At 62.9% G+C, this 24,709-nt stretch carries 21 protein-coding genes and 3 tRNA genes; 9 read left to right on the top strand and 15 right to left on the bottom strand.

Features of this window, described 5'->3' with window-relative positions; translation table 11 throughout:
* Positions 1 to 20: 20 nt before the first annotated feature.
* The 5 genes from ACW9H9_RS15105 to copC form a co-directional block, all read right to left on the bottom strand.
* On the bottom strand, positions 21 to 896 hold the full coding sequence (locus ACW9H9_RS15105) for an SMP-30/gluconolactonase/LRE family protein (RefSeq protein ID WP_457344039.1): 876 nt from the start codon (positions 894 to 896) through the stop codon (positions 21 to 23).
* A 34-nt stretch (positions 897 to 930) separates the two neighbouring features.
* Positions 931 to 1,752 (bottom strand): NAD-dependent epimerase/dehydratase family protein, encoded by an 822-nt coding sequence (locus ACW9H9_RS15100; RefSeq protein WP_457344040.1) that lies wholly within the window; start codon positions 1,750 to 1,752, stop codon positions 931 to 933.
* Between the two features lie 88 nt (positions 1,753 to 1,840).
* Positions 1,841 to 3,100 carry an OprD family porin gene (locus ACW9H9_RS15095; RefSeq protein WP_457344041.1) on the bottom strand — a complete coding sequence of 420 codons (1,260 nt, stop codon included), beginning with the start codon at positions 3,098 to 3,100 and terminating at the stop codon, positions 1,841 to 1,843.
* Positions 3,101 to 3,345: 245 nt separating this feature from the next.
* Entirely contained in the window at positions 3,346 to 4,203 is an 858-nt protein-coding gene (gene copD, locus ACW9H9_RS15090; RefSeq protein WP_457344042.1) for a copper homeostasis membrane protein CopD, read from the bottom strand.
* Positions 4,204 to 4,206: 3 nt separating this feature from the next.
* A complete protein-coding gene (copC, locus tag ACW9H9_RS15085; protein WP_457344044.1) occupies positions 4,207 to 4,572 on the bottom strand; it encodes a copper homeostasis periplasmic binding protein CopC in 366 nt (121 codons plus the stop codon).
* 227 nt (positions 4,573 to 4,799) lie between these two features.
* Between copC and ACW9H9_RS15080 the strand changes: the two genes are divergently transcribed.
* On the top strand, positions 4,800 to 5,420 hold the full coding sequence (locus ACW9H9_RS15080; protein ID WP_457344045.1) for a TetR/AcrR family transcriptional regulator: 621 nt from the start codon (positions 4,800 to 4,802) through the stop codon (positions 5,418 to 5,420).
* 38 nt (positions 5,421 to 5,458) lie between these two features.
* Here ACW9H9_RS15080 and preA read toward each other — a convergent pair whose 3' ends face one another.
* From preA to hydA, 3 genes are all read right to left on the bottom strand, one after another.
* Entirely contained in the window at positions 5,459 to 6,733 is a 1,275-nt protein-coding gene (gene preA, locus ACW9H9_RS15075) for an NAD-dependent dihydropyrimidine dehydrogenase subunit PreA (protein WP_457344046.1), read from the bottom strand.
* Positions 6,733 to 8,100: an NAD(P)-dependent oxidoreductase gene (locus ACW9H9_RS15070; RefSeq protein WP_457344047.1), complete on the bottom strand. Its 1,368-nt coding sequence runs from the start codon at positions 8,098 to 8,100 to the stop codon at positions 6,733 to 6,735. The genes preA and ACW9H9_RS15070 overlap by 1 nt, the downstream gene beginning before the upstream one ends.
* A 112-nt stretch (positions 8,101 to 8,212) precedes the next feature.
* Positions 8,213 to 9,652, bottom strand: a complete 1,440-nt coding sequence (hydA, locus tag ACW9H9_RS15065; RefSeq protein WP_457344048.1) for a dihydropyrimidinase — start codon at positions 9,650 to 9,652, stop codon at positions 8,213 to 8,215.
* A 598-nt stretch (positions 9,653 to 10,250) separates the two neighbouring features.
* On the opposite strand from hydA, the gene ACW9H9_RS15060 reads away from it, so the two are divergent.
* Both ACW9H9_RS15060 and ACW9H9_RS15055 read left to right on the top strand, forming a co-directional pair.
* Positions 10,251 to 11,753: an NCS1 family nucleobase:cation symporter-1 gene (locus ACW9H9_RS15060; RefSeq protein ID WP_457344049.1), complete on the top strand. Its 1,503-nt coding sequence runs from the start codon at positions 10,251 to 10,253 to the stop codon at positions 11,751 to 11,753.
* A gap of 25 nt (positions 11,754 to 11,778) precedes the next feature.
* Positions 11,779 to 13,059 (top strand): Zn-dependent hydrolase, encoded by a 1,281-nt coding sequence (locus tag ACW9H9_RS15055; protein WP_457344050.1) that lies wholly within the window; start codon positions 11,779 to 11,781, stop codon positions 13,057 to 13,059.
* A gap of 10 nt (positions 13,060 to 13,069) precedes the next feature.
* Here the strand turns inward: ACW9H9_RS15055 and ACW9H9_RS15050 are convergent, their stop codons facing one another.
* Genes ACW9H9_RS15050 through ACW9H9_RS15040 form a run of 3 tightly spaced genes read right to left on the bottom strand, consistent with a single transcriptional unit; the run spans position 13,070 to position 18,849 of the window.
* Positions 13,070 to 14,488: an efflux transporter outer membrane subunit gene (locus ACW9H9_RS15050; RefSeq protein ID WP_457344051.1), complete on the bottom strand. Its 1,419-nt coding sequence runs from the start codon at positions 14,486 to 14,488 to the stop codon at positions 13,070 to 13,072.
* The gene (locus ACW9H9_RS15045; protein ID WP_457344052.1) at positions 14,472 to 15,638 is read right to left on the bottom strand and encodes an efflux RND transporter periplasmic adaptor subunit; all 1,167 of its coding nucleotides are present in this window, start codon (positions 15,636 to 15,638) and stop codon (positions 14,472 to 14,474) included. Before ACW9H9_RS15045 ends, ACW9H9_RS15050 begins: the two co-directional genes overlap by 17 nt.
* Entirely contained in the window at positions 15,628 to 18,849 is a 3,222-nt protein-coding gene (locus ACW9H9_RS15040; RefSeq protein WP_457344053.1) for an efflux RND transporter permease subunit, read from the bottom strand. Before ACW9H9_RS15040 ends, ACW9H9_RS15045 begins: the two co-directional genes overlap by 11 nt.
* Positions 18,850 to 19,062: 213 nt before the next feature.
* Here ACW9H9_RS15040 and ACW9H9_RS15035 point away from each other — a divergent pair, with 213 nt between their 5' ends.
* Positions 19,063 to 19,473, top strand: a complete 411-nt coding sequence (locus ACW9H9_RS15035; protein WP_457344054.1) for a PA0061/PA0062 family lipoprotein — start codon at positions 19,063 to 19,065, stop codon at positions 19,471 to 19,473.
* 4 nt (positions 19,474 to 19,477) lie between these two features.
* On the opposite strand, the gene ACW9H9_RS15030 is transcribed toward ACW9H9_RS15035, so the two are convergent.
* Positions 19,478 to 19,636, bottom strand: coding sequence for a hypothetical protein (locus ACW9H9_RS15030; RefSeq protein WP_457344055.1), 159 nt, complete (start codon positions 19,634 to 19,636; stop codon positions 19,478 to 19,480).
* 210 nt (positions 19,637 to 19,846) lie between these two features.
* Here ACW9H9_RS15030 and ACW9H9_RS15025 point away from each other — a divergent pair, with 210 nt between their 5' ends.
* A complete protein-coding gene (locus ACW9H9_RS15025; protein WP_457344056.1) occupies positions 19,847 to 20,521 on the top strand; it encodes a peptidase C39 family protein in 675 nt (224 codons plus the stop codon).
* A 42-nt stretch (positions 20,522 to 20,563) separates the two neighbouring features.
* Here ACW9H9_RS15025 and pbpG read toward each other — a convergent pair whose 3' ends face one another.
* Positions 20,564 to 21,499 (bottom strand): D-alanyl-D-alanine endopeptidase, encoded by a 936-nt coding sequence (gene pbpG / locus ACW9H9_RS15020; RefSeq protein ID WP_457344057.1) that lies wholly within the window; start codon positions 21,497 to 21,499, stop codon positions 20,564 to 20,566.
* Positions 21,500 to 21,708: 209 nt separating this feature from the next.
* Positions 21,709 to 21,999, bottom strand: a complete 291-nt coding sequence (locus tag ACW9H9_RS15015; RefSeq protein WP_457344058.1) for a hypothetical protein — start codon at positions 21,997 to 21,999, stop codon at positions 21,709 to 21,711.
* A gap of 105 nt (positions 22,000 to 22,104) precedes the next feature.
* Between ACW9H9_RS15015 and ACW9H9_RS15010 the strand changes: the two genes are divergently transcribed.
* Positions 22,105 to 23,070 (top strand): GlxA family transcriptional regulator, encoded by a 966-nt coding sequence (locus ACW9H9_RS15010; RefSeq protein WP_457344059.1) that lies wholly within the window; start codon positions 22,105 to 22,107, stop codon positions 23,068 to 23,070.
* A 59-nt stretch (positions 23,071 to 23,129) separates the two neighbouring features.
* Here ACW9H9_RS15010 and folD read toward each other — a convergent pair whose 3' ends face one another.
* Entirely contained in the window at positions 23,130 to 23,984 is an 855-nt protein-coding gene (gene folD / locus ACW9H9_RS15005) for a bifunctional methylenetetrahydrofolate dehydrogenase/methenyltetrahydrofolate cyclohydrolase FolD (protein ID WP_457344060.1), read from the bottom strand.
* Between the two features lie 275 nt (positions 23,985 to 24,259).
* Between folD and ACW9H9_RS15000 the strand changes: the two genes are divergently transcribed.
* The 3 genes from ACW9H9_RS15000 to ACW9H9_RS14990 all read left to right on the top strand — a co-directional run bounded on the left by ACW9H9_RS15000 (position 24,260) and on the right by ACW9H9_RS14990 (position 24,586).
* Positions 24,260 to 24,336 (top strand) — tRNA-Arg (locus ACW9H9_RS15000).
* A gap of 32 nt (positions 24,337 to 24,368) precedes the next feature.
* Positions 24,369 to 24,444: transfer RNA gene (locus ACW9H9_RS14995), tRNA-His, on the top strand.
* A 57-nt stretch (positions 24,445 to 24,501) separates the two neighbouring features.
* Positions 24,502 to 24,586 (top strand) — tRNA-Leu (locus ACW9H9_RS14990).
* The last annotated feature ends 123 nt before the right edge of the window (positions 24,587 to 24,709 follow it).

The following is a 24,709-nucleotide window of genomic DNA, read 5'->3' as shown; positions in this document are numbered from 1 at the left end:
TTCAAGGCACAACGATGCGTTCAGAGGGTAAACGTGGGCTCCGGCAGGCCCGATACGCCGGGGTTGAGGGCGAATACGCCGCCGGCAACCGACTGTTCACGCAGGTCATCGCGAATTGAGGTGACGAACAACGTGTCCAGCCGGCTGCCGCCAAAGGCGCACATGGTGGGTTTTTTCACCGGCACGGCCAGGGACCGGTCCAGGCGACCGTCGGGGGTGAAGCGGTGGACCAGGCCTGCGTCATTGGCGCAGATCCAGTAGCCGCCCTCGGCGTCCACGGCTGCGCCGTCGGGGCGGCCGGGGTACTGGCGCATGTCGATGAACAGGCGGCGGTTGGAAGGGGTGCCGCTGGCGGTGTCGTAGTCGAAGGCCCACACCTGTTGCACCAGCGGGTGGGAGTCGGAGAGGTACATCGTGCGGCCGTCAGGGCTGAACGCCAGGCCGTTGGCGGTGATGAAACCGCCTAACTGAGCGTGCGGCGCCTGGCCGTTTTGCAGGCGGTACAAGACGCCTTCGGCCGCGTTGGCGCCCATGTCCAGCACCATGCTGCCCGCCCAGAAACGCCCCTGGCGATCACAGCGCCCGTCGTTGAGGCGCATGTCTGGGCGGGGATGTGCTACCCGTGCCAGCAGGGCCGTGTCGAGGCTGCCGTCGTCGTGCGCGGTGAGCTGGAAAAAGCCGGTTTGCATGCCCGCCACCCAGTTGCCCCGTTGGGTGCGGGCGATGCAGGCGAGCATTTGCGGGGCTTTCCAGGCCTGCACGTGGCCGGTGCTGGCGCTCCAGCGTTGCAGCCCGCCGTTGGGAATATCCACCCAGTACAAGGCGTTTTCCTCGGGCACCCACACCGGGCATTCACCCACGGCATTACGGGCATCGACAATCAGTTCAGCGCTCATGGCAACTCATTCCCTTGGGTTGTGGTGGGGGCGTTCAGTCGCCGAACGGGCCGGCTGCGCAAAAGGCGCCGCCCTGGTAGACCCGCGCCGGGTCGTCGGCGGCGGCGGGCATCGGTTGGGCTTCCACCTGGGCGCGGAACACCTCGGAGCTGTCCTTGGGCGCAAACCCCAGGTGGGCGGCGAAGCGGTTGTTCCACCACACGTCGACGTTATCCGACATGCCATAGACCACGGTGTGGCCCACGTTGGGCGCGTACAGCGCGCGTTCCAGCAGGTGGGTGAGGTCTTCAAAGCTCAGCCAGGTGTGCATCATGCGGCGGTTCTGCGGCTCGGGGAACGAGGAACCAATGCGGATGCTGACGGTTTCGATGCCGTAGCGGTCGAAGTAGAAACTGGCCATGTCCTCGCCATAGGACTTGGACAGGCCGTAGTAGCTGTCGGGGCGGCGAGGGGAGCGGGCGTCGAGGCGTTCGTCCTGTTTATAGAAGCCGATCACGTGGTTGGAACTGGCGAAGATCACCCGTTTCACACCGTGCCGACGGGCCGCTTCATAGATATGAAAGATGCCGCAGATATTGGCGCCCAGCACTTCCTCGAAGGAGCGCTCAACCGACACCCCGCCAAAGTGCAGGATGGCGTCGACCCCTTCGACCAATTGGTGCACGGCCTGTTTGTCGGACAGGTCGCACGGCACCACTTCTTCACCGGCGTCGGCGGCGGGTGCCATGTTGGCGATGTCGGACAGGCGCAGCACCTTGGCATACGGGCGCAGCTGTTCGCGCAGGACTTTACCCAGGCCACCGGCGGCACCGGTGAGCAGCAGGCGATTGAAGGGAGCGGGCGTGGTGGCTGTCATGTGGGTTCCGTTGTTGTAGGTTGTCGTATGACTTGCGGGAAGTATCGTTAGGGTATCCCCCGCTTGTCAACGTCAACCTGTGGCGCGATCACAGCAACGAGATCGGGTAACTGATGAATACCCGGTTCTCGTCGAACTCATGGGTGCTGAAGCTGCGGCGAATGCTCGCGTTGCGCCAGCGCACATTGAGGTTTTTCAGCGCACCGCTCTGCACCGTGTAGGCCAGCTCCGATTCGCGACCCCATTCCTTGCCGTCGGTGATGGCCCCGGTGTGCACGTTATCGCCGCTGATGTAGCGGTTCATCAGGGTCAGCCCCGGCAGGCCGAGCACCACGAAGTTGAAGTCGTGGCGCAGTTGCCAGGAGCGCTCGCGGGCGTTGTCGTAGCTGGCGTTGTAGCTGTCGTTGGCCAGGGTGCCGCCGCTGGTGCCGTTGACCCGCATCCAGGGGCTGTCGCCGCTGAGTTTTTGCAGGCCCACATAAAAGGTGTGGCCGCCGTAGCGCGCCGAAAGCAGGGCGAAGGCGGTCTGGTTGTCCAGGTCGCCTGCCAGGGCCTTGCCGTCTTCCTTGCCGGTGAAAAAACCCAGGTTGGCGCCCAGGGTCCAGTCGCCCACGGGCTGGCTGTGGGTGAGGTTGAAATACTGTTGCTGGTAGAGGTCGCGCAACTCGGCGTACCAAACGCCGACCTGGGTGCGTTTGTCGTTGAAGGTGTATTCGCCGCCGCCGAAGTTGAAGCGGTTGGAGGTAAACGCGGCTTTGCCGTTCAGGAACAGGTCGTCCATGCTCGCGTCATTGCGCGGGCTGTTGCCGCGAAATTGCCCGCCGTAGAGGGTCAGGCCGCTGATCTCGCTGGAGGTGAGCTGCCCGCCGCGAAACGTCTGGGGCAGGGAGCGGCCATCGTCAGCGCGCAGGATGGGCAGCACCGGCATCCATTCGCCCACTTTCAACTCGGTCTTCGACAGCCGGGTTTTGAGCGCCACGCCCAACCGCCCGAAGTTGTCCACGGGCCGCCCGTTGCTGTGGTTGGGCAGCAACTGGGTGCCCGCGGTGCCTTTGCCGCCGTCGAGCTTTTGCGAATACAGGCCGAGCACGTCCAGGCCAAAACCAACAGTGCCTTGGGTGAAGCCGGAACGCGCGTCGAGGATGAAGTTTTGCGTCCACTCCTCGGCCTTGGCCTGGGGGTAGCCGGGGTGGGTGAAGTTGCGGTTGAAGTAGGCGTTGCGCAGATTCAGCGTGGCCTTGGTGTCATCCAGAAAGCCTTCGGCCAGTGCGCTGGTGGGCAGGGCGAAGGCCAGGCTGCTGAAACCGATAAGACCCAGGTGCGAGGAATGGCGGACGAGTTGACTCACAGTGACGCTCCCTTTTGTTATTGTTATTCGATGTTATACGTTGTCGTACAACATTGGAGGCGATAGTTGCGAGGATTGGCCGTGGCTGTCAAGGGTGGTTGTAGGACGACTTTAACGGTGGCGATTGGCGTGGAGGGTGGGTGGCCGGGCAAGGTGAAGCAGGCTGCGCCGCCGTGTTTCTGACAGGCCGACGTGTCTGAATCGCGGGCAGAGCGGCGCTGATTCTGGCAATGCCCGCTAAAAACCTACGTCGCCATGACCATCGGCGGCAGGGTGCCCAGCAGGGAAACCGCCGCTACCGCTGAAACACCTAGTAACCATTCAGCAATCACACTGGCCTTCAATGCCCCGTGTCGCTGCTCACAGTTGGCGATGCGCAACCGGTTCAACAGGGCCAGTGCCAACATGCCGAACACCAGCAGCACCTTGATCAGCAAAATCAGCGCAAACCCGCTGAACAGCGGGGTGGGCCACAGTTGCCCGGTGAGGACGCGCACGTTGATCAAGCCGGTCACCAGCAAGCCGGCCACCAGCACGTACCCGGCGCCGCTGAAGCGTCGCAACACCGGTTCCAGCGCGAACCGGCCCGGTTGGCACAGGATCAGCGCCAGCAACAACAACCCGCCCAACCAGGCGCCCACGCACACCAGGTGCACCGCTTGATTGAGGATCAGCAATTGCCCGCTCAAGCCATTGAGCATGGCGCCATGCCCCACCGGCGCCAGCGTGGCCAGCAGCAGGGTGATCAACGGCAGGCGCAGAGCCTGCCAGGGCGTCATCAACAGCACCACCAGCAGGGCGTTCAGCAGCAGGTGCCAGGTCCAGACCTGCCCAAAGAAGGTTTTGCCCAGCACCAGTTGCACGGTGGGCAGTTGCAGCTCGAAAAGCCCGGTGTCCGCCATGCTGGCGCTGATCAGCATCAGCCAGGCCACCCCCGACACCAGCGCCAGCCAGGCCAGCCCCTGTGTCACGCGTTGGAGCGGCAGGTCGAGTACCGGCTGAGGTGTGTTGCCCAGCAACCAGGGCCGAAACACCCGGGCGCCAAACATCAACAGCACCGTGATGAAGTGCACAAAGCGGCACGCGACCAGCAGGGTGGCCATGGGTTATTGACCGACCTTGAAGCTGTACTCGCCGTTGCTCTTGTGGGTGTCGACCGAGACGGCGTTCCACACCACCTTATACGTACCGGCGGCCAGCGGCGCGGCGGGGGTCACGACCAGTATCTTTTTGTCGGCGTCCGGGGTTTCCAGGCCTTTGATGGCCACTTCGGTGCCATCCTTGCTCAGCGATACCTTGGTGAAGGTGGTTTCTACCCCTTCGGTAAAGGTCAGGCGCAGGTCGGCAGGCGCTGCGACGGTGCTGTCGGCGGCAGGGGTGGCGCTTTGCAGGTGGGCGTGGGCAAAGGCCGCCGAGGCACCGAGCAGGGAGGCCAGCAGCGCCACGGTGGTCAGGGTTTTCTTGATCAACATTGTTCAATACCTTCAGGTGAGGGAGTCGGTAAAGCCCTGTGCAACCAGAGGAAGGGCTTGCCTTCGGCGTCCAGCGAGCGGCCCGCCCGGGTTAATGGGCCGGGAGGGCGATGCTAACCAATCCGATTTCGACGGGAAAGGCTGTTGTAAGAAGTTTCATCGTGGCGTGTCGCCGCGTTCTAGAGCCAGTGGTAGTCTGCAACTCACGTTGCTGACAGGGAGGCTTCATGGGCAATCACAAGATCGGTATTCGTCGCGCCAACGTCGAAAAAATCCTGCAGGCGGCGGAAAAGATCTTCGCCGAGAAGGGTTTCGGCAGCACCGCCATGGCGGACATTGCCGAAGAGGCTGGGCTGCCACGGTCCAATCTGCATTACTACTTCACCACCAAAAACGAGCTGTACAGCGCGGTGCTGTTCGACCTGCTGGAGGTGTGGAAACAAGACGCGCTGTGCTTCGAGATGTTCGACGACCCGCGCGTGGTACTCAGCAGCTACATCCGCGCCAAGATGCAGCGCTCGCGCAGCCGGCCGCATGGCTCCAAGGTCTGGGCCAACGAAATCATCCACGGCGCGCCCACCTTGGGTGAGGTACTGGACGTGAGCCTGTGCGACTGGGCCAAGATGAAGGAAGCGAAAATTCGCCAGTGGGTGGAAGACGCCCGCATCCTGCCGGTGGAGCCGTCGAGCCTGCTCTATATGATCTGGGCCTCGACCCAGCACTATGCGGACTTTGATCACCAGATAAACATTCTGAACGGGCACCAGCCGTTGTCGGACATGCAGTTTGAACGGGCGGTGCAGACCGTCACCGGGGTGATCTTGCGCGGGATCGGGCTGGAGCCCTGAGTGTCGCCGGGGACGGGCTGCGTCCCCGGTGTACCCGATCACACAGCCTCGCGGTACGGGTTGCGCGGGTCCTGTGTCCAGTTCAGGAACGGCTTGCCCGTGTCCACCGCCACCATCTCGATGCAATCTGCCACCGGGCAGGTGATCTGGCACAGGTTGCAGCCCACACATTCGTCATCAATGACCTCGTATTGGTGGGTGCCGTCCGCCAGCGTGTGGTTGGCGATGGCCTGGTGCGAGGTGTCTTCACAGGCGATATGGCAGCGCCCGCAGCCGATGCACGCGGCCTGGTCGATCTTGGCGATCACCTGATAGTTGATGTCCAGGTACTTCCAGTCCGTGGTGTTGCCCACCGCCTTGCCGGAAAAATCCTGCAGGCTGTGGTAGCCCTGGCTGTCCATCCACCGCGACAGGCCATCTTTCATTTCCTCGACAATCCGAAACCCGTGCAGCATCGCCGCCGTGCATACCTGCACCGCGCCGCAGCCCAGGGCGACGAACTCCGCCGCGTCGCGCCACGTGCCGATGCCGCCGATCCCGCAGATCGGCAAGCCGCGCGTTTCGGGGTCGCGGGCGATTTCGGCCACCATGTTCAGGGCAATCGGTTTTACCGCCGAGCCGCAGTAGCCGCCGTGGGTGCTCTGGGTGCCGACCACCGGCAGGGCGACCATGCGTTCCAGGTCGATGCTGGTGATGGAGTTGATGGTGTTGATCAGCGACACCGCATCCGCCCCGCCCCGGTAGGCGGCGCGGGCCGAGGTGCGGATGTCGGTGATATTGGGCGTGAGCTTGACGATCACCGGCAGCGCGCAATAGGTCTTGCACCAGCGCGTGATCCTTTCCACGTACTCGGGCACCTGGCCCACCGCCGCGCCCATGCCGCGTTCGGGCATGCCGTGGGGGCAGCCGAAATTCAGCTCGATGCCGTCGCAACCAGTGGCCTCCACCAGCGGCAGGATGTGTTTCCAGGCCGCTTCGTCGCACGGCACCATCAAGGACACGATGAGGGCGCGGTCGGGCCAGTCCTTTTTCACCTGGGTGATTTCTTGCAGGTTGATGGCCAGCGAACGGTCGGTGATCAGTTCGATGTTATTGATGCCCAGCACTTCCCGGTTGGCGCCGTAATGCGCCGAGTAGCGCGACGACACATTCACCGCCGCCGGGTCTTGCCCCAGGGTTTTCCACACCACGCCGCCCCAACCGGCTTCAAAGGCGCGGACCACGTTGTAGGCCTTGTCGGTGGGTGGCGCGGAGGCCAGCCAGAACGGATTGGGGGCCTTGATACCGGCGAAGACAATCGAGAGATCGGCCATTACGCAGCCTCCACGTCGAGCATGAGTTGGGCGTGCATGGCTTCGGCGGCCAGCTTGCCGTGTTGCACCGCTTGCACGGTGAGGTCCTGGCCGAGACTGACGCAGTCGCCGCCCGCGTACACGCGGGGAAGGCTGGTGCGCAATTGCGCGTCCACCAGAATGCGCTCGCCCTGGCGCTTGAGTTCCCTGGCCAGTGGGTCGTGCAGGGCCTGTTGGTCAAAGCCCTGGCCGATGGCCTTGAAGATGGCATCGGCGGGCAGCTCGAAGGTTTCGCCGGTGGCCTGCAGGCGACCGTCCACGCTGTGCGTGCGAGCAAAGCGCATGCCGCGCACCTGGCCCTGGTCGTCCAACAGCACCGTCTCGGGCTGGGCCCAGGTCAGCAGGCGGACCTGGTTGGCCTTGGCGATGTCCTGCTCGTGGCCGGTGGCGCCCATGTCTGCGAGGCCGCGGCGGTACACCAGGTTGACGTCACGGGCGCCGAGGCGGGCCATTTGCACGGCCATGTCGATGGCGGTGTTGCCCGCGCCGATCACGATGCAGCGGTCGGCCAGCGGCAGTTGGCTGAGGTCGTCGGCCTGGCGCAGTTCGCGGATGTAATCGGTGGCGGCGAGCAGGCCGGGGGCATCCTCGTCGGGCAGGCCCAGTTGCTTGCTGGCGGCCAGGCCAAGGCCCAGGAACACGGCGTCAAATTGCGTGTGCAACTGGCTCAGCGTCAGGTGGTGGCCCAGGCGCTGGCCGTGGCGAATTTCGATGCCGCCGATCTGCAACAGAAAGTCCAGTTCTCGCTGGGCGAAGTCATCCACCAGCTTGTATTTGGCGATCCCGTATTCGTTCAGGCCGCCGGCTTTGTCCTGCGCTTCGAAGATCACCACGTCATGCCCGTGCAAGGCGCTGCGGTGGGCGCACGCCAACCCCGCAGGCCCGGCGCCGACCACGGCAATGCGCTTGCCGGTGGCGGCGGCGCGTTTGAACGGGTGTTCGCCAAAGTGCGCGTTGTCCACCGCGTAGCGCTGCAACAGGCCGATGAGTACCGGGGCGCATTCCTCGCTGTTGTTGCGCACGCAGGCTTGCTGGCAAAGGATTTCGGTGGGGCAGACCCGTGCACAACTGCCGCCCAGGATGTTGGCCGAGAGGATCGTGTGCGCGGCGCCCTGGACGTTGTCGGTGTGGAGTTTGCGGATGAACGACGGGATGTCGATGTCGCTGGGGCAGGCGTTGACGCACGGCGCATCAAAGCAATACAGGCAGCGTGACGCTTCAAGCTGCGCCTGGCGGACATTGAGCGGCGGCGCCAGGTCGGTGAAATGGCGGGCGAGTGTGGCGGCATCCTCAGGGGGATGAGGAAGGTGGGTCAGGGTCTGGATCACGGTGGTGGCCTCACGGTTATTGAGGTAGCGCCTCTGGTGGGCGTTGGTGTATTGCCTGCACCGGCCTTATCGCGGGCACGCCCGCTCCCGCTGTGGTGGGCGCAGGCCTGTCTCAGCGTTTCACGGCCACGGGCCTGGACTGCTCGGCCCGCTTGCTCAACTGCTCATAGATGGCGGGGTACGCGGGCCGCTCCACATAGCGGCCCGCGCCGCGCTCGGCGCGCAAATCACCGTCGGCCCAGACCAGCTTGCCCTGGCTGATGGTGTGGCTGGGCACGCCGCGCACGGTCTTGCCTTCAAAGATGTTGAAGTCGACCTGTTGATGGTGGGTCTTGGCCGAAATCGTGCGGGTGCCTTGCGGGTCCCACAGCACCAGGTCTGCATCGGCGCCTACACGGATCGCGCCTTTGCGCGGGTACAGGTTGAAGATCTTCGCGGTATTGGTGGAGGTGAGGGCGACGAACGCTTGCATCGACAGCCGCCCGGTATTGACCCCCTCATCCCACAACACGGCCATGCGGTCTTCGATACCGGCGGTGCCGTTGGGGATCTTGCTGAAGTCGTCGCGCCCGGCGGCTTTTTGGTCGGCGCAAAAACAGCAGTGGTCGGTGGCGGTGGTGTGCAGGTTGCCCGATTGCAGGCCGTGCCACAGCGCCTCCTGGTGCCCGCGTGGGCGAAAGGGCGGGCTCATCACGTAACCGGCGGCGGTGTTCCAGTCGGGGTGTTGGTACACGCTGTCGTCGAGCAGCAAGTGCCCGGCGAGCACTTCGCCGTACACGGCCTGGCCCTTGGCCCGGGCGTAGGTGATTTCGTCGAGGGCTTCACGGGTGGACACGTGCACGAGGTAGAGCGGGGTGCCAAGGGTTTCGGCAATTCGGATGGCCCGGCTGGCGGCTTCGCCTTCGACCTGGGAGGGGCGCGACAACGGGTGCGCTTCGGGCCCGGTGATGCCCTGGGCGAGCAGTTTGCGCTGCAGGTGAAACACCAGCTCGCCGTTTTCTGCGTGCACGGTGGGCACGGCGCCCAGCTCCAGGCAGCGCTCGAAACTGCCGACCAGGGTGTCGTCGGCGGCCATGATCGCGTTCTTGTAGGCCATGAAGTGCTTGAAGCTGTTGATGCCATGGTGCTTGACCAGTTCGCCCATTTCTTCGCGAACCTGCTCGCTCCACCAGGTGACGGCGACGTGAAAGCCGTAGTCGCACGCCGATTTCTGCGCCCAGCCACGCCATTGGTGAAAGGCTTCGAGCAGCGATTGCTGCGGGTTGGGAATCACAAAATCAATGATCGAGGTGGTGCCACCCGCCAACCCGGCGGCCGTGCCGCTGAAAAAATCTTCGCTGGCCACGGTGCCCATGAACGGCAATTGCATGTGGGTGTGGGGGTCGATGCCGCCCGGCATCAGGTATTGGCCGCTGCCGTCGAGTACTTCGGTGCCAGCGGGAATATCCAGGTTCGTGCCAATGGCGCGGATCAGGCCGTCGGCGCACAACACATCGGCGCGGTAAGTTTCATCATGGGTAATAACGGTGGCGCCACGGATCAACAGCGACATGTCGAATTCCTCAGGGGCTTGACCGGCTGGTGCCAGTTCTAAGTGTTGTAGTGCGGCGTGGCCGACCACAGATTTATTCTTGTCATCGGTGACAGGAATAAAAACTAGCCTGAGTTTTTAGAATGAGCAAGCGTATTTTTAATAGACTTATATTTTAAATAAGTCGTTGTTTTTAAACGATAAAATATAATAATCACCAAAATGTGGCAGCCGTTCACTGTTTTGACGCACTTGACAGGTTGGCTGCATGGTCAACATTTCTTATTGCAAATCAGATGCTTGAGATATGCCGCTTGACGAGGGCAGAAAATAAAAATAATGGTGATGCACCAGAGTGACTCCTCAACCTTCGGATAACCGACGCGTTAGTTGGCCTGACTCACGCGGCAAGTACCAGAGCTGCACTCGGGTGTTGCAACAAAGCTGATCAACATCAGCACGTTATAAAGCGGTAAAGGCCCGGCGCGTTGTGACGGCATGGTTTTTGAGTGCAGTGGCGGCTGGTCGGAGCCTGATGTCATGTTGTCGATGAGGTACTCCGGCCGTCCCGGCTCCTGCCGGGATGCGCAAAAATAATTCGAAAAACCGTGGAGCGGCCATGCAACAGAACAGATCGCAAGTCATTGAGCGCAACGGGCTGTACGAACTCGACGCCGGTGATGACGTCCTCGACAGCCCCCGATACAACCACGACATGGCGCCCACCCGGGTGCATGAGCGCACCTGGAACAAATGGCACATCACCGCGTTGTGGGTGGGGATGTCGATCTGTGTGCCCACGTACACCTTGGGCGGGGTGTTGACCGCTTACTTCGGCTTGTCGGTGGGCGAGGCGTTGATCGCGATTTTGCTGGCGAACATCGTGGTGTTGATCCCGCTGACCCTCAATGCGTTTCCTGGCACCAAATACGGCATCCCGTTTCCGGTGTTGCTGCGTTCCTCGTTCGGCATCATCGGCTCCAACGTGCCGTGCCTGATCCGGGCGTTGGTGGCGTGTGGCTGGTTTGGCATTCAGACGATGTTTGGCGGGCTGGCGATCCACTTGTTTCTGGGGTCGATTTTCGAGGGGTGGAAGTCCCTTGGCGGCACCGGCGAAGTCATCGGTTTCATGCTTTTCTGGACGCTGAACCTGTGGGTGGTGTTGCGCGGTGCGGAGTCGATCAAGCGCCTGGAAACCCTGTCGGCGCCGCTGTTGGTGGCGGTGGGCATTGGCCTGTTGGTGTGGGCGATGCCGAACGTGTCCCTCAGTGAACTCATGGCCATTGCGCCCAAGCGGCCCGAAGGGGCGGGCCTGGGCGGTTACTTCATGGCGGGGCTGACGGCGATGGTGGGGTTCTGGGCCACCTTGTCGCTGAATATTCCGGATTTCAGCCGGTATGCCAAGAGCCAGAAAGACCAGATCCTGGGGCAGATTTTCGGCCTGCCGCTGACCATGTTTCTGTTCGCCGCCCTGGGCGTGATCATGACCGCCGCGTCGGTGAAACTGGTGGGCGTCAGCGTGTCCGATCCGGTCAGCCTGATCGGGCATATCCAGAGCCCAGTGTGGGTCGCGGTGGCGATGGCGCTGATCATCGTGGCGACCTTGTCCACCAACACGGCGGCGAACATCGTCTCGCCCACCAACGACTTTCAGAACATCGCGCCCAAGCTGATCAACCGCACCACGGCGGTTATCCTGACCGGGTTGGTGGGGCTGTTGTTGATGGGGCACGAGTTGCTGAAAAAGCTTGGGTTGATTGTCTCGGACGTGAGCCTGGAAACCGTCTACTCCAACTGGTTGCTGGGCTATTCGAGCCTCTTGGGGCCTATCGCGGGGATCATGGTGGTGGACTATTTCATCACCCGTAGACAGCAACTGGACCTGGCCGGCCTGTACCGCGACGACACGTACCCGGCGTGGAACTGGCACGGCTTCATCGCCTTCGCCGTGCCGGTGGTGCTGACGCTTTTGTCATTGGGCAGCAGCGCCTTCAACTGGTTCTACAGCTACGGCTGGTTCACCGGCTCGGCCTTGGGCGGGGTGTTGTATTACGCGCTGAGCACCCGGTTGCGCACCCGCCCGGCACCCTTGAGTGCACCGTTTGACCGTGCTGACCCCTAACAAAAAACAGCCTGAGGAGAACCCCATGAACGCGGCCTTCGACGTTCTGCAATCCACCGACCGGCCTATCAACCGTGACCGCTTGTGGCAGTCCCTCATGGACCTGGCCCGGCTCGGCGCCACGCCCAAGGGCGGCGTGTGCCGCCTGGCCCTGACCGACCTCGATCGCCAGGCCCGCGACCTGTTTGTGCAGTGGTGCGAGGAGGCCGGTTGCACCGTGACTGTCGATGGCATCGGCAACCTCTTCGCGCGCCGCCCCGGGCGCAACCCCGCATTGCCCCCGGTGATGACCGGCAGCCACATCGACACCCAGCCCACCGGCGGCAAGTTCGATGGCTGTTTTGGCGTGCTCGCGGGTGTGGAGGTGTTGCGCACCTTGAACGACCTCAAGCTAGAAACCGACGCACCACTTGAAGTGGTGGTGTGGACCAACGAGGAGGGCTCGCGATTTCCGCCGTGCATGATGGGCTCGGGGGTGTTTGCCGAGAAATTCACCTTGGCCGAGACGCTGGCCAAGGTGGACGCCCAGGGCGTGACCGTGGGGCAGGCGTTGAATGCCATCGGCTATGCGGGTTCGCGGCCGGTCAGCGGGCACCGCGTGGGGGCGTATTTCGAGGCGCACATCGAGCAAGGGCCGATTCTTGAGGACCAGCAAAAAACCATCGGCGTGGTGCTGGGCGCGCTCGGGCAAAAGTGGTTTGACCTGACACTGCGCGGCGTGGAGGCCCACGCCGGGCCTACCCCCATGCATTTGCGCAAGGACGCGCTGGTGGGCGCCGCGGCGATAGTGGCGGCGGTCAACGCCGCAGCGCTTAGCCATCAGCCGCATGCGTGCGGCACGGTCGGGTGTTTGCAGGCGTATCCGGGCTCACGCAATGTCATCCCGGGCGAGGTGCGCATGACCCTGGATTTTCGTCACCTGGAGCCTGCGCGGTTGGACGCGATGATCAGCCAGGTGCGCCAGGTGATCGAGGACACCTGCCAGACACACGGCCTGAGCTTTGACCTGCAACCCACCGCGGATTTCCCGCCGCTGTATTTTGACCCAGGGTGTGTGGCGGCCGTGCGAGACGCGGCCAACGGCCTGGGCCTGTCGAACATGGACATCGTCAGCGGGGCAGGGCACGACGCAATCTTCGTCGCCGAACTGGGCCCGGCGGGGATGATTTTTGTGCCGTGTGAAGGGGGCATCAGCCACAACGAAATCGAAAACGCCGCGCCGGATGACTTGGCGGCCGGGTGCGCGGTGTTACTGCGCGCGATGCTGGCGGCCTCGGCGGCCCTTGCGGGCACGCCTGAGGCCTGATAGCGGCTTTTCAGGCGCCCGGTTTCCAGCCGCCGCCCAGGGCGGTGATCAGGCCGACGCTGGCTTGCAACTGGCGCGTCTGCACGGCTTGCAACGTGCGTTGGGCTTGCAGCGCGGCGGTCTGGGCGGTGACGACGTCCAGGTAGCTGACGGCGCCTGCCTGGTAGCTGTTCATCGCCAGGGTTTGCGTATGCTGCGCTGCATCGGCGGCGGCTTGCTCGTCGGTGGCTTCTTGCTGCAAGTCGCGCAGTTGGCCCAGGTTGTCTTCCACCTCGCGGATCGCACGCAATACGTGGCTGCGGTATTGCGCCGAAGCTTCCTCAAACTCGGCCTTGGCCTGGCGTTCGTTGGCGCTCAGGCGCCCGCCGTCAAAGATCGGCAAGTTGACCAGCGGCCCCAGCGCCCAGTAGCGGTTGCCCGCCGAAAACAGGTTGCCCACCCCTTGTGTCTGCCCGCCCAAAAAGCCGGTCAGGCTGAAGTCGGGATACCACGCCGCCTTGGCCACGCCGATGTTCGCGTTGGCGGCAAACACCCGGCGCTCGGCGGCGGCGATGTCGGGCCGCCGTTGCAGCAGTTGGCTCGGCAGGGCGTCTGGAACGCCCGGCAGCGCGATCAGTTGCGGGCTCGGCGGCAGTTGGAAGTTGCCCGCCGGGATGCCCACCAGTTCGCCAATCGCGTGCTCGGTGAGGTTGCGCTGGGCGCGGACTTCATCGAGTTGCGCCTGGGCTTCGGCCAGTTGGTTTTGCGCGCGGGTCAGGTCCAGCTCGGAGGCGATCTGGCCCTGGTAACGGCTGCGGGTCAGTTGCAGGGCTTGGGTGAAATCGTCCAGTGAACTGCTCAGGATTCGGCTTTGCGCGTCCAGCCCGTTCAGTTGCACATACAGGCTTGCCAACTGGTGTTGCAGGCTCAGCCGCGCCACGGCCAGGTCATCGCCAGACGCTTGGGCCTGGGCATCCCCGGCCGCCACCTGGTTGCGGATTTTGCCCCACAGGTCTGCATCGAAGCTCAGCGAGAACGCCGCCGAATTGCTGTTGTACACCGCTGGTTGTTCGCTGCCGCGCAGGGGCCGGTCGTCGGATTGACGCTGGCGTAACGTTTGCCCACTGGCGGTGATTTGCGGGAACAGGCCTGCGTGCAACTGGCCGGCGTACGCTTGCGCCGCATCGAAGTGCGCCAGGGCGGCGGCAAGGTCCGGGTTGGCGGCGAGCAGCTGCGTTTGCAGGTCGTTGAGGTGGGCGTCGTGGTAGAGCAACCACCACTGCGGCGCCAACTGATCGCTGGGCTGCGCGCTGTGCCACGGGCCATCGCTGGTCTGTTCGCGGTAGTGCGCGGGCAGGTCGACGACGGGCGGTTGGTAGGTGGGGGCCAACGAGCACCCCTGCAAGGCCAGCAGCATCAGCGCGGCGATGGGGTTAAGCCTTGGGCGCATTGGCACCTCCGGCCTGGGCCAGTTGTACGGTGTCGCCTTCGCGCAGGGCGTCTGGCGGGTTGTCGATGACCTGGTCGGCCGGTTTGAGGCCCTGGTCGATCACCAGGCGTTCGCCCAGGTCCAGGCCGATGTGGATGGCTTGCAGGTGCACGTGGTGATCTGCGTCCACCACCGCCACTTGGGTGCCCTGGGCACGGAAGATTAGCGCGCTCGCCGGGATGCTTACCCCATGGGTGTCGGCGGGGATGGGCAGGCTGGCTTCGGCGTAGTCGCCGGGCAGCAGTTTGCCGTCGGGGTTGTCGGCGACGAACTGGGCCAGCAAGGTGCCGGAGCGGCGGTCGATGGCGGTGGAGTCGCCGATCAGCCGGGCCTTGAAGTGCTCGCCCGGGTGTTCGGGCACGGTCAGCTGCGCTTCGAGCCCTGGGTGAATCACGGCCGCGTAGTTTTGCGGGATCGGCACGTACAGGCGCAGTTGGTGGGTGTCGGCGATGTTGAACAGTTCCGGGTCACTGTCGGTGTCGGCCTTGATCAACTGGCCAATGTCGGTGTTGCGCGCCGTGATGGTGCCGGAGAACGGGGCGCGCAGGGTCTTGTAGTCTTCCAGCGCCGACAGCCGCGCGTAGTCGGCGGCGGCGGCCAGCACGGTGGCTTTGGCGGCGGCGGCGTTGGAGGTTTTTTCGTCGGCCTCCTGGCGCGATACCGAATGGCTGGCCAGCAGATTTTGCCAGCGCGTGGCGGTGGTGGCCGCCAGGCGCGCGTTGGCTTGCTCTTGCACGAGCCGTGCGTGGGCCTGGGCCACTTGCTGGTCGAGGTCGGGGCTGTCGATCTCGGCGAGGACTTGCCCGGCCTTGACCTGCGTGCCGATGTCGACTTTCCAGTCCTTGAGGTAGCCGCTGACCCGGGCGTGGATCGGCGCCTTGCTCCAGGCGTCCAGGTGCGCGGGCAGGCGCAGGGTGTCGCCGGTCACGTTCTGCTTGGGTTGGAACACCATCACTTGCGGGATGGCGGCCGCTTCGGTCCAGGCGGTGACCGACTCTTCATGGGTGGTGCGGGCGTGCAGGCCGTTGGCGACCAGCAGGGCGGCCAGGGTAAGCCCACCCACACCCATGAGCATCAGACGCTTGCGCGAGGGGTTGTGATCAGACGACATGTGGGGTAGCTCCTGCAACAGCACGGGTAGGATGACGGCCGTGGACCAGGCTGAAGACCACGGGAACAAACAGCAACGTAGCGGTGGTGGCGAGGATCAGCCCGCCGATGACTGCGCGGCCCAGCGGCGCGTTCTGCTCCTGGGACAGGGCCAGCGGCAACATGCCGATGATCATCGCCAGGGCGGTCATGCACACGGGGCGAAAACGGGTGTAGCCCGCTTCGAGTGCGGCTTTGAGGGCATCGCCGTGTTCGTCCAGGCGCTCGCGGCAGAAACTCACCACCAAAATCGAGTTGGCCGTGGCCACGCCCATGCACAAGATGGCCCCGGTCAGCGCCGGCACCGACAGCGAGGTGCCGCTCAGGAACAGCATCCACACGATGCCTGCCAGTGCCGCTGGCAACGCCGTGATGATCACGAACGGGTCGGTCCAGGACTGGAAGTTGACCACGATCAGCAGGTAGATCAGCACCACGGCGCCAAGCAGGCCAAAGCTCAGGCCGCTGAACGCTTCATGCAGCGCGTCGATCTGCCCATGCAGGCTGATCACCGAGCCTTTGGGGCGCATGGACGCGGTGTTGTTCAACACCTTTTGCACGTCGCGGGCCACGCCGCCGAGGTCGCGGCCTTGCACGTTGGCGTACAAATCAAGGGTGGGTTCGATGTTGTAGTGGGTCACCACCGCCGGGCTTTGCACGCGGGAGATGGTGGCCACGCCGCCGAGGATCTGCGACTGCCCGTTGGCACCGGTCACCGGCAAGGCTTCCAGGCTGGGCAGGCTGTCGAGGCGGTATTGCGGGGTGGCCGCGACGATGGAGTACGACACGCCGTTGGCCGGGTTGAGCCAGAACGTGGGCGCCACTTGGGAGCTGCCAGCGAGCGAGGCAACCATGCTGGTGGTCACGTCTTTCTCGGTGATACCCAGGCCGTTGGCGCGCATGCGGTTCACATCGACTTGCAGCGACGGGTAGCCGGTGGACTGCTGGATACGCAGGTCGGCGATCCCCGGAATGTGCTGCAGGCGCCGCTCCAGTTCGATGGCGTAGGCGCGGTTTTCGGCGTCGTTGCGCCCGGAGATTTTCACGTCCAGCGGGGCCGGGGCACCGAAGTTGAGGATCTGGCTGCTGATGTCGGCAGGCAGGAACGCAAAGTGGCTGCCGGGGAAGCTTTGAGGCAAGGCTTCGCGCAGTGTTTTCACGTAGTCGGCGGTGGGGGCGTGCTCGGGTTTGAGGGTGACTTGAATGTCGCCGTCCTGCGGGCCGATGGTGCCGCTGCTGCTGTAGGCCATGTCGATGCCGCTGAGCGGAATGCCGATGTTGTCGACGATGGTGTCCAGTTGATCGGCCGGGATGATTTCGCGAATGCGTGCTTCAATCCGGTCAAAGGCTGCGGCGCTTTCCTCGATACGGGTGCCCAGGGGCAGGCGCACGTGCAGGGCGAGGGCGCCTGCGTCGGTGGCCGGGAAGAAGTCCTGGCCCAGGCTTGGCAGCAACAGGAACGAAAGCAGGATGCAACCCAGAAAGCCCACGATAAAGCGCTTGCGCGCGCCCAGTGCCAGGATCAACAGGCCGTGGTAGGTGTCGCGAACGTTGGAAAAGCGGCGCTCGAAACCCTGCTGGAAGCCCAGCACCGCGCGCAAAAAGGCATTGCGCTGCGGGGTGTGTTGCTCGCCTTCGTGGTGGTTGATAAAGGCATCTTCGGGGTGATGCCCCGCGCCTTGCTCGGGTATGTGGGGCTTGAGCAGGAACATGGCCAGCGTCGGCACCAGGGTGCGCGAGAGGATGAACGAGCTGACCATGGCGAAGATGACCGCCAGCGCCATCGGCCGGAACAGGTAACCGGCGATGCCTTGCAGCATGAACATCGGCACGAACACGATGCAGATACACAGCAAGGACACGAACGCCGGGCCGACGATTTGCTTGGCGCCGTCGAGGATCGCGGTGTTGACCGCCTTGCCTTGTTCCAGGTGCCAGTTGATGTTTTCGATGGTCACGGTGGCGTCGTCCACCAGGATCCCCACCGCCAACGCCAGCCCGCCCAGGGTCATGACGTTGAGGGTTTGCCTGGTGGCGGCCAACAGCGCGATTGCGGAGAGGACGGCCAGCGGAATCGACGCGGCGATGATCAGGGTCGAGCGCCAGCTGCCGAGGAACAGCAGGATCATCGCGCTGGTCAGCAGCGCGGCGATGATGCCTTCACGGGCCACGCTGCCCACCGATTCCTTCACGAACACCGAGGCGTCGCCCAGCAGCGAAGTCTTGAGTGACGGCGGCAGGGTTTCGTTCACCAGCGGCAGCATGTTGCGGATGCCGTCGATGATCGACAGGGTGGAGATGCTGCCGTTTTTAAGGGCCGGCATCAGCACGGCGCGGTGGCCGTCCACGCGCACGATGTTGGTCTGTGGCGGCGAGCCGTCACGCACGTGGGCCACCTGGCCGATGGTGATCAGCGCACCGTCGACGGTCTTGATGGGCAGGTCGTTGAGCTCGTCGATGGCCTTGGGGCTGTTGTTGAGCAGGATCGTGTATTCGTTGGGCCCCAGTTTGGCGGTGCCCACGGGGATGATCTGGTTCTGCAAGGCCAGGGCCTCGCCGACGTCTTGCGCCGACAAGCCCTTGGCGGCCAGGGCCTGGGGGTCGAGGTCGAGGGTGATCTGGCGTTGCTTGCCGCCCATGGGCGTGGGCATGGCCAGGCCGGGCAGGGCGCTCAACGGCAGGCGGATGTTGTTCTGCACCAGGTCACGAATCTTGGCTTCGGAGAGGCTGGGGCTGGAGAACGCCATTTGCAGGATCGGCACGGTGGAGGCGATGTAGTTGAGGATCAGCGGCGGCGTGATACCCGGTGGCATCTGCTTGAGGACGGTTTGTGACACCGCTGTTACCTGGGCGTTGGCGGTGCGGATGTCTACGCCCGGCTGGAAGAAGATCTTCACCACGCCGATACCCGGCAACGACTGGGACTCGATGTGTTCGATGTCGTTGACGGTGGTGCTCAGGGAGCGTTCGTAGGTGTAGATCACCCGGCCCGCCATGGCGTCCGGTGACAGGCCGTTGTACTGCCAGACCACGGCCACCACGGGGATGCCGATATCGGGAAATACGTCGGTGGGCGTACGCAGGGCCGCGAGCGGCCCGATGATGCAGATGAAAATCGCCAGCACGATAAACGTGTAGGGCTTGAGCAGTGCGGTCTTTACCAGCCCGAGCATGCCGTAACCTCCAAAGGAGTGGGATTGCAAACCCCGGCAGTCTTGCCCGACCCACCTAACACGTACCTTTCAGCGAGGTGAAGGGAAATTTAGGCAATCGTTGAAGATCGTTTCATATGTATTCATTTGTTCACAAAGAGGGGGCGTACCAAGCTGGATACCGATCGAACGGGCAAGGTTTCCCGTTCAACGTTTTCCTTCTGGAGTGCTGCCATGTCTCTCAAACCCTTGTTGTTGATCCCGGCCTTGAGTGCGGTTTTGCTGTTGTCAGCCTGTGCCGGCCCCCTGCCACAGCCGGACCCGAGCGAAGCGTGGATTGGCCTGCGCGAAGAAGCGCCCAACGATTTGTTGGCCGAACGAGTGGACGGCAAGCGTGTGGATGACGGCCGGTTTTTTGAGGTGAAGCCGGGTGCCCACAGCCTGGACGTGACCCTGTTTGAGGAAGAGGCCGGGGACGAAAACCAGCAGGATTGCCAGGGGCGTATCAAGTACGACAACTTCAAGGCCGGTGAGCATTACACCTTGGTGGAGTCCAGCCTGGGCAATAACATTCGTGCCCGGCTCGAAGACGGTCACGGCAAAGAAGTGGCCGCGACCCAGGACTTCAACTGCATGCCAGGCTGACCCGCTACGCGTGACGGGCAACCGGCTTGACGGGGGTGTGGGGCGCGGCCTTTGCCTGCGGGTGATGATGCCTGCGGGTGATGCGCAACACGCCCCATAACATCGCGGCGGCGACGGCCAGCCAGCTGAAAACCAGTACCAGAATCGTTGTCGTCAGGCCCATGAGTGCCTCCTTTCGCCCGTACCGGGCACACGCTATGTTCACAATGGACAGTCTAGTCAGCAGCCGGTTGTGTGCTATTGACCAATGGTCGTGTGTGTCCAACTCGTTTGCTCTATCAGCGCTGTTTTACTGCGCCTGAAGGCTATACCCGCACGCAAGAGCACCCTATGATCAGGGCCCCAACCGGCTGTTGATCAAGAGAGTACAAAGTTGCGGTTACGGAAAAACGTCAAGACCTGCTTGTTGCTGGCCTGTGTGCTGGGCCTTGCGGCCTGCGCCGGCAAACCCTCGAAAATCCCGGGCGTGCCTGAGCGTGTCGAGCTCAATGGCGTGCCTGCCTATACCTTGGAAACCTACCAGAGCGGCCCCTCTGCCTTGGCCAGCATGTTGTCGCAGCAAGGTATCCGGATAACACCGGGCCTGCTCGATAAGCCGCTGCATCTGCCCGGCGCCGAGGCGGACCTTGAGCGCAACATGCAGGTGCTTGCCCGCGAGTACGGGCTGCTGGTGTACCCCATGCCCGACCCGTTGCCGGCGCTGTTGGCCCAGGTGGCCGCCGGGTATCCGGTAATGGCGCGCATTACCGAAGGCTCGGCGTTCTGGTCGGGACCCCGGTATGTCGTGGTGGTGGGTTACAACCAACAGAAAAGCACGCTGCTGCTGCGTTCGGGCAAGCAGCGCCGGTTGCTGATGGATTTCGGTGCGTTCGAGTCGGCGTGGAAAAGCGCGGGGCGTTGGGCGGTGCTGATCCAGCGTCCCGGCCAGTTACCGGCCAATGTGGACGCTGCACGTTGGCAGCAGGCCGCGAATGCCACGGCCCAGGCGGGCCAGGAGCAGGCGGCGGCGCAGGCGCTGAAGGTGTTGGCCGAGCGGGTGGGGCAATAAAAAACGGCGCCGAGGGCGCCGTTTTTCATGGGGACAGGTGCATTACAGGTGCGTTTCGGACGCCGGAGTGTGTGCCCGTGGGCGGTTCTTCAGGTTCTTGTCGGCCTTGTAGCGCAATGCGACGTCCGGCACCGAACCGCTCTTGCCGGTTTCGACCCAGTTGCGAATGCGCCCGGCATCGGCAAAGTGCGTGAACTTGCCGAATGCATCGAGGATCACCAGCGATACCGGGCGATTACCCATGCTGGTCACCAGCACCAGGCAGTGGCCCGCCTGGTTGGTAAAGCCGGTCTTGGTCAGCTTGATGTCCCAGTTGGCGCGGTTGATCAGGTGGTCGGTGTTGGAGAAACCCAGGGTGTAGTTGGGTTTGCGAAACGATACGGTTTTTTCCTTGGTGGTGCTCAATTGGCTCAGCATCGGGTATTTACGCGCGGCGGCCAGCAGTTTGCTCAGGTCGCGGGCGGTGGAGACGTTGTGGATCGACAGGCCGGTGGGCTCCACATAGTGAGTGCTGGTCATCCCCAGCGCCTTGGCCTTGGCGTTCATTGCGGCGATGAAGGCGGCATATCCGCCCGGGTAGTGGTGGGCCAGGCTGGCAGCAGCGCGGTTTTCCGAGGACATCAGGGCGATCAGCAGCATCTCTTTGCGCGGCATCTGGCTGCCGATTTTCACCCGGGAAAACACGCCTTTCATTTCTGGCGTGTCCTGGATGTTGATGTCGATGTATTCATCCATGTTCTGCTTGGCTTCCAGCACGATCAGGCCGGTCATCAGTTTGCTCACCGAGGCGATGGGCACGATGACGTCCGGGTTGCTGGCATAGATGATTTTGTTGGTTTGCAGGTCGACCAGCATGGCGCTGCCGGAAGCGATGTGCAGTTGTGAAGTGTCTCGCGGGGCGAGGGTGGATTCGCCAGCGTTTGCGAGGGTGCCTGTAAATGCAAAAAATAGGCTGATGAGGGAAAGACGAATTTTCACGCGGATGAACTCGCTAAAAAGGTAGGTAAATACCGTTCTGCAACGGGGTTTCTGTTAAATAACGTTACATTCTAGAAGTATGGATCAGAAACTGTCGAATGTTCTTCTGAAAACAAAGGAAAGCCCTTAAAAAATAAGAAAAAAGTGGTTTTTCTGTGGGCAATAAAAAGCCCTGCTATAAGGCAGGGCTTTTTCAGTGCGACGGGTTATTAGGCGGTTTGAATCAGCAAGCCCAGCGGCGACAGCGGGCCGACCGGAATCAGTTGGAAGGACATGATCTGCGCCGCCACCAGCGGAAGCGTCGCCAGTTCGGCAGTCGCCTGTTCGATCGACTCGGCATTCATAAGAAACACCGGCCCCGGGGCATCCTGGCGAAACCAGAACTGTTCGATCTTGCCATCCAGGTACAGCTGCAACGTGGCGGGGACTTCGGTGGGCATGTACTTCTGTTTTTGTTCAGGGGAGAAGGCTGCAATGGTGCCGATGGCCATGATTTTCATGCGTGATTCCTGCGTCGTGGATGGTTGAGGTGACGCCGATCAATCTAGGGCTTGGGCGAGCTTTGAGGTATTGTCGTAAACGACATCTTTAGGGTTACTTACGCCATGAAAGTTTTGTTGCTCGCCCTCGATGGGCTGTTTGACACGGCACTGACCGTTACGCTGGATGCACTGGCGCTGGCCAACAAGTTTTCGGTGTCGCTCAAGGGCGGCGAGCCGCCTTTCGAGGTGTTGGTGGTGGGGGTGCGCAAGAAGGTCCGGTCGGGCCAGGGGCTGGTGATTCCTGTCCGGGCCATCACGCCAGCGTTGAAGCCCGATTGGGTGCTGGTTCCCGCGTTAGCGGCGGGCACGCCTGCCGAGTTGGTCCCGGCCCTGGAGCGCGCGGATGTGCGTGACGCCAAGCGGCACTTGCAGGCTTGGCATGCAGAGGGCGTGCATATTGCCGCGGCGTGTATCGGCTCGTTCATTCTTGCGCAAAGCGGGATACTCGATCATCGCGAGGCAACCACCACCTGGTGGCTGGCGCCGCTGTTTCGCGAGCGCTACCCCAAGGTGACGCTCGATGAGTCGCGGATGCTGGTGGCGTCCGGGCAGGTGGTGACCGCAGGCGCGGCCATGGGGCACCTGGATCTGGCGTTGTGGTTGATACGCCGCAGCAGCCCGGAACTGGCGGCGTTGGTGTCGCGTTATTTGCTGGCTGATATTCGCTCCTCGCAGGCGCCGTACATCATCCCCAATCACCTGGCACAGGCAGACCCGCTGATCCAGCGTTTTGAGCAGTGGGCGCGTGACCATCTGCAGGCCGGTTTTTCGTTGCAGGGGGCGGCCAGTGCGCTGGCCACCAGCCCGCGGACCCTTCAGCGGCGTTGCGAGGCGGTGCTGGGCAAGTCGCCGTTGGCGTATTTTCAGGACATTCGCGTGGAGCGCGCACGGTCTTTGATTCAGGGGAGTGACTTGAGCATCGACGCCATTGCGGCGCAGGTGGGGTACGTCGACGGTGCGACGCTTAGAACGCTGTTGCGCCAACGCCTGGGGCGCGGTGTGCGGGCGCTGCGGGCCGACCCGCGTTGATCGGCCGACAAAAAAAATGCCCCGGGCCGGTGAGGCTCGGGGCATGGGGCTTGCGTGTATCAGGCGTGCAGGGTTTCTGCCGCGTACAGGGTGTTTTCCAGCAGGCAGGCGCGTGTCATCGGGCCTACGCCGCCCGGGACCGGGGTGATCCAGCCTGCACGGGGCAGGGCTGTTTCGTACACCACGTCGCCGACCAGTTTGCCGTCGTCCTGGCGGTTGATGCCCACGTCGATGACGATGGCGCCTTCTTTGATCCACTCACCCTTGACCAGCCCTGGCTTGCCAGCGGCGACCACGACCAGGTCGGCACGCCCCACGTGGCCCGCTAGATCCTTGGTGAAGCGGTGGGTGACGGTCACGGTGCAGCCCGCCAGCAGTAGCTCCATGGCCATGGGGCGGCCCACGATGTTGGACGCGCCCACAACCACGGCGTCGAGGCCATACAGGTCGACACCGGTGCTCTCGAGCAGGGTCATGATGCCTTTGGGGGTGCAAGGGCGCAGCAGCGGGATGCGCTGGGCCAGGCGACCGACGTTATAAGGGTGGAAGCCGTCGACGTCTTTGTCCGGGCGGATGCGTTCCAACAGCTTGGAGGCGTCCAGGTGCTCTGGCAGGGGCAGCTGCAACAGGATGCCGTCGATGTTCGGATCGTCGTTGAGGCTGTCGATCAGGTCGGTGAGGGCCTGTTGGGTGGTATCGGAAGGCAAGTCGTAGGCCTTGGAGATAAAGCCGACCTCTTCACAGTCTTTACGCTTGTGCGAGACATAAACCTGAGAGGCGGGATCGCTGCCGACCAGGATCACCGCGAGGCCTGGCGTGCGCAGGCCTTGCTGGCGGCGCTCGGCGACTCGTTGGGCGATCTGCTGGCGCAGGCTGGCGGCGATCGATTTGCCGTCGATAAGTTGTGCAGTCATTACGCGTGATTAACCATCGAGAGGGGGAAAAAAGAGCGCGCATTCTCGCATGTCGAGGCGCAAGGGCAAAGGCGCTTGGTCTGCAAATTTCCCTAAGCCCTTTAATTAAATGAATTTTTTTCAAAAAGGATTTGACGACCTTCGGGTGCCTCTATACTATTCGTCGCACTTGTCGGGCACAGCCTAGCACTGGTTAAGAAGGTCCAGCGAAATCAAGGTTTTGCGAGACTGGAAAGCATTTAGTTTGTAGTCGTAAAAGAATACAGATTAATAAAGCGCCCGTAGCTCAGCTGGATAGAGCATCCGCCTTCTAAGCGGATGGTCGCAGGTTCGAGTCCTGCCGGGTGCGCCATTAGGCAGCTTTGGCACAAGTAGCGCAATATGGTGGGCGTAGCTCAGTTGGTAGAGCACAGGATTGTGACTCCTGTTGTCGTGGGTTCGATCCCCATCGTCCACCCCATATTTCGAAAGGCGCCAGATTTAACGGTCTGGCGCCTTTGCTTTAAAAGCTTCACCCGCGGATGTGGTGGAATTGGTAGACACACTGGATTTAGGTTCCAGCGCCGCGAGGCGTAAGAGTTCGAGTCTCTTCATCCGCACCAAATACGCTTCATCGACACTTAGCGGTGTGGTTGGAGTCAGGCAGGGAAGGTTTTTGATTCTTTGCCATGCAATATGGTGGGCGTAGCTCAGTTGGTAGAGCACAGGATTGTGACTCCTGTTGT

Source organism: Pseudomonas sp. SDO5215_S409, assembly GCF_054071325.1.
This window is presented reverse-complemented; position numbering and strand designations above follow the sequence as displayed.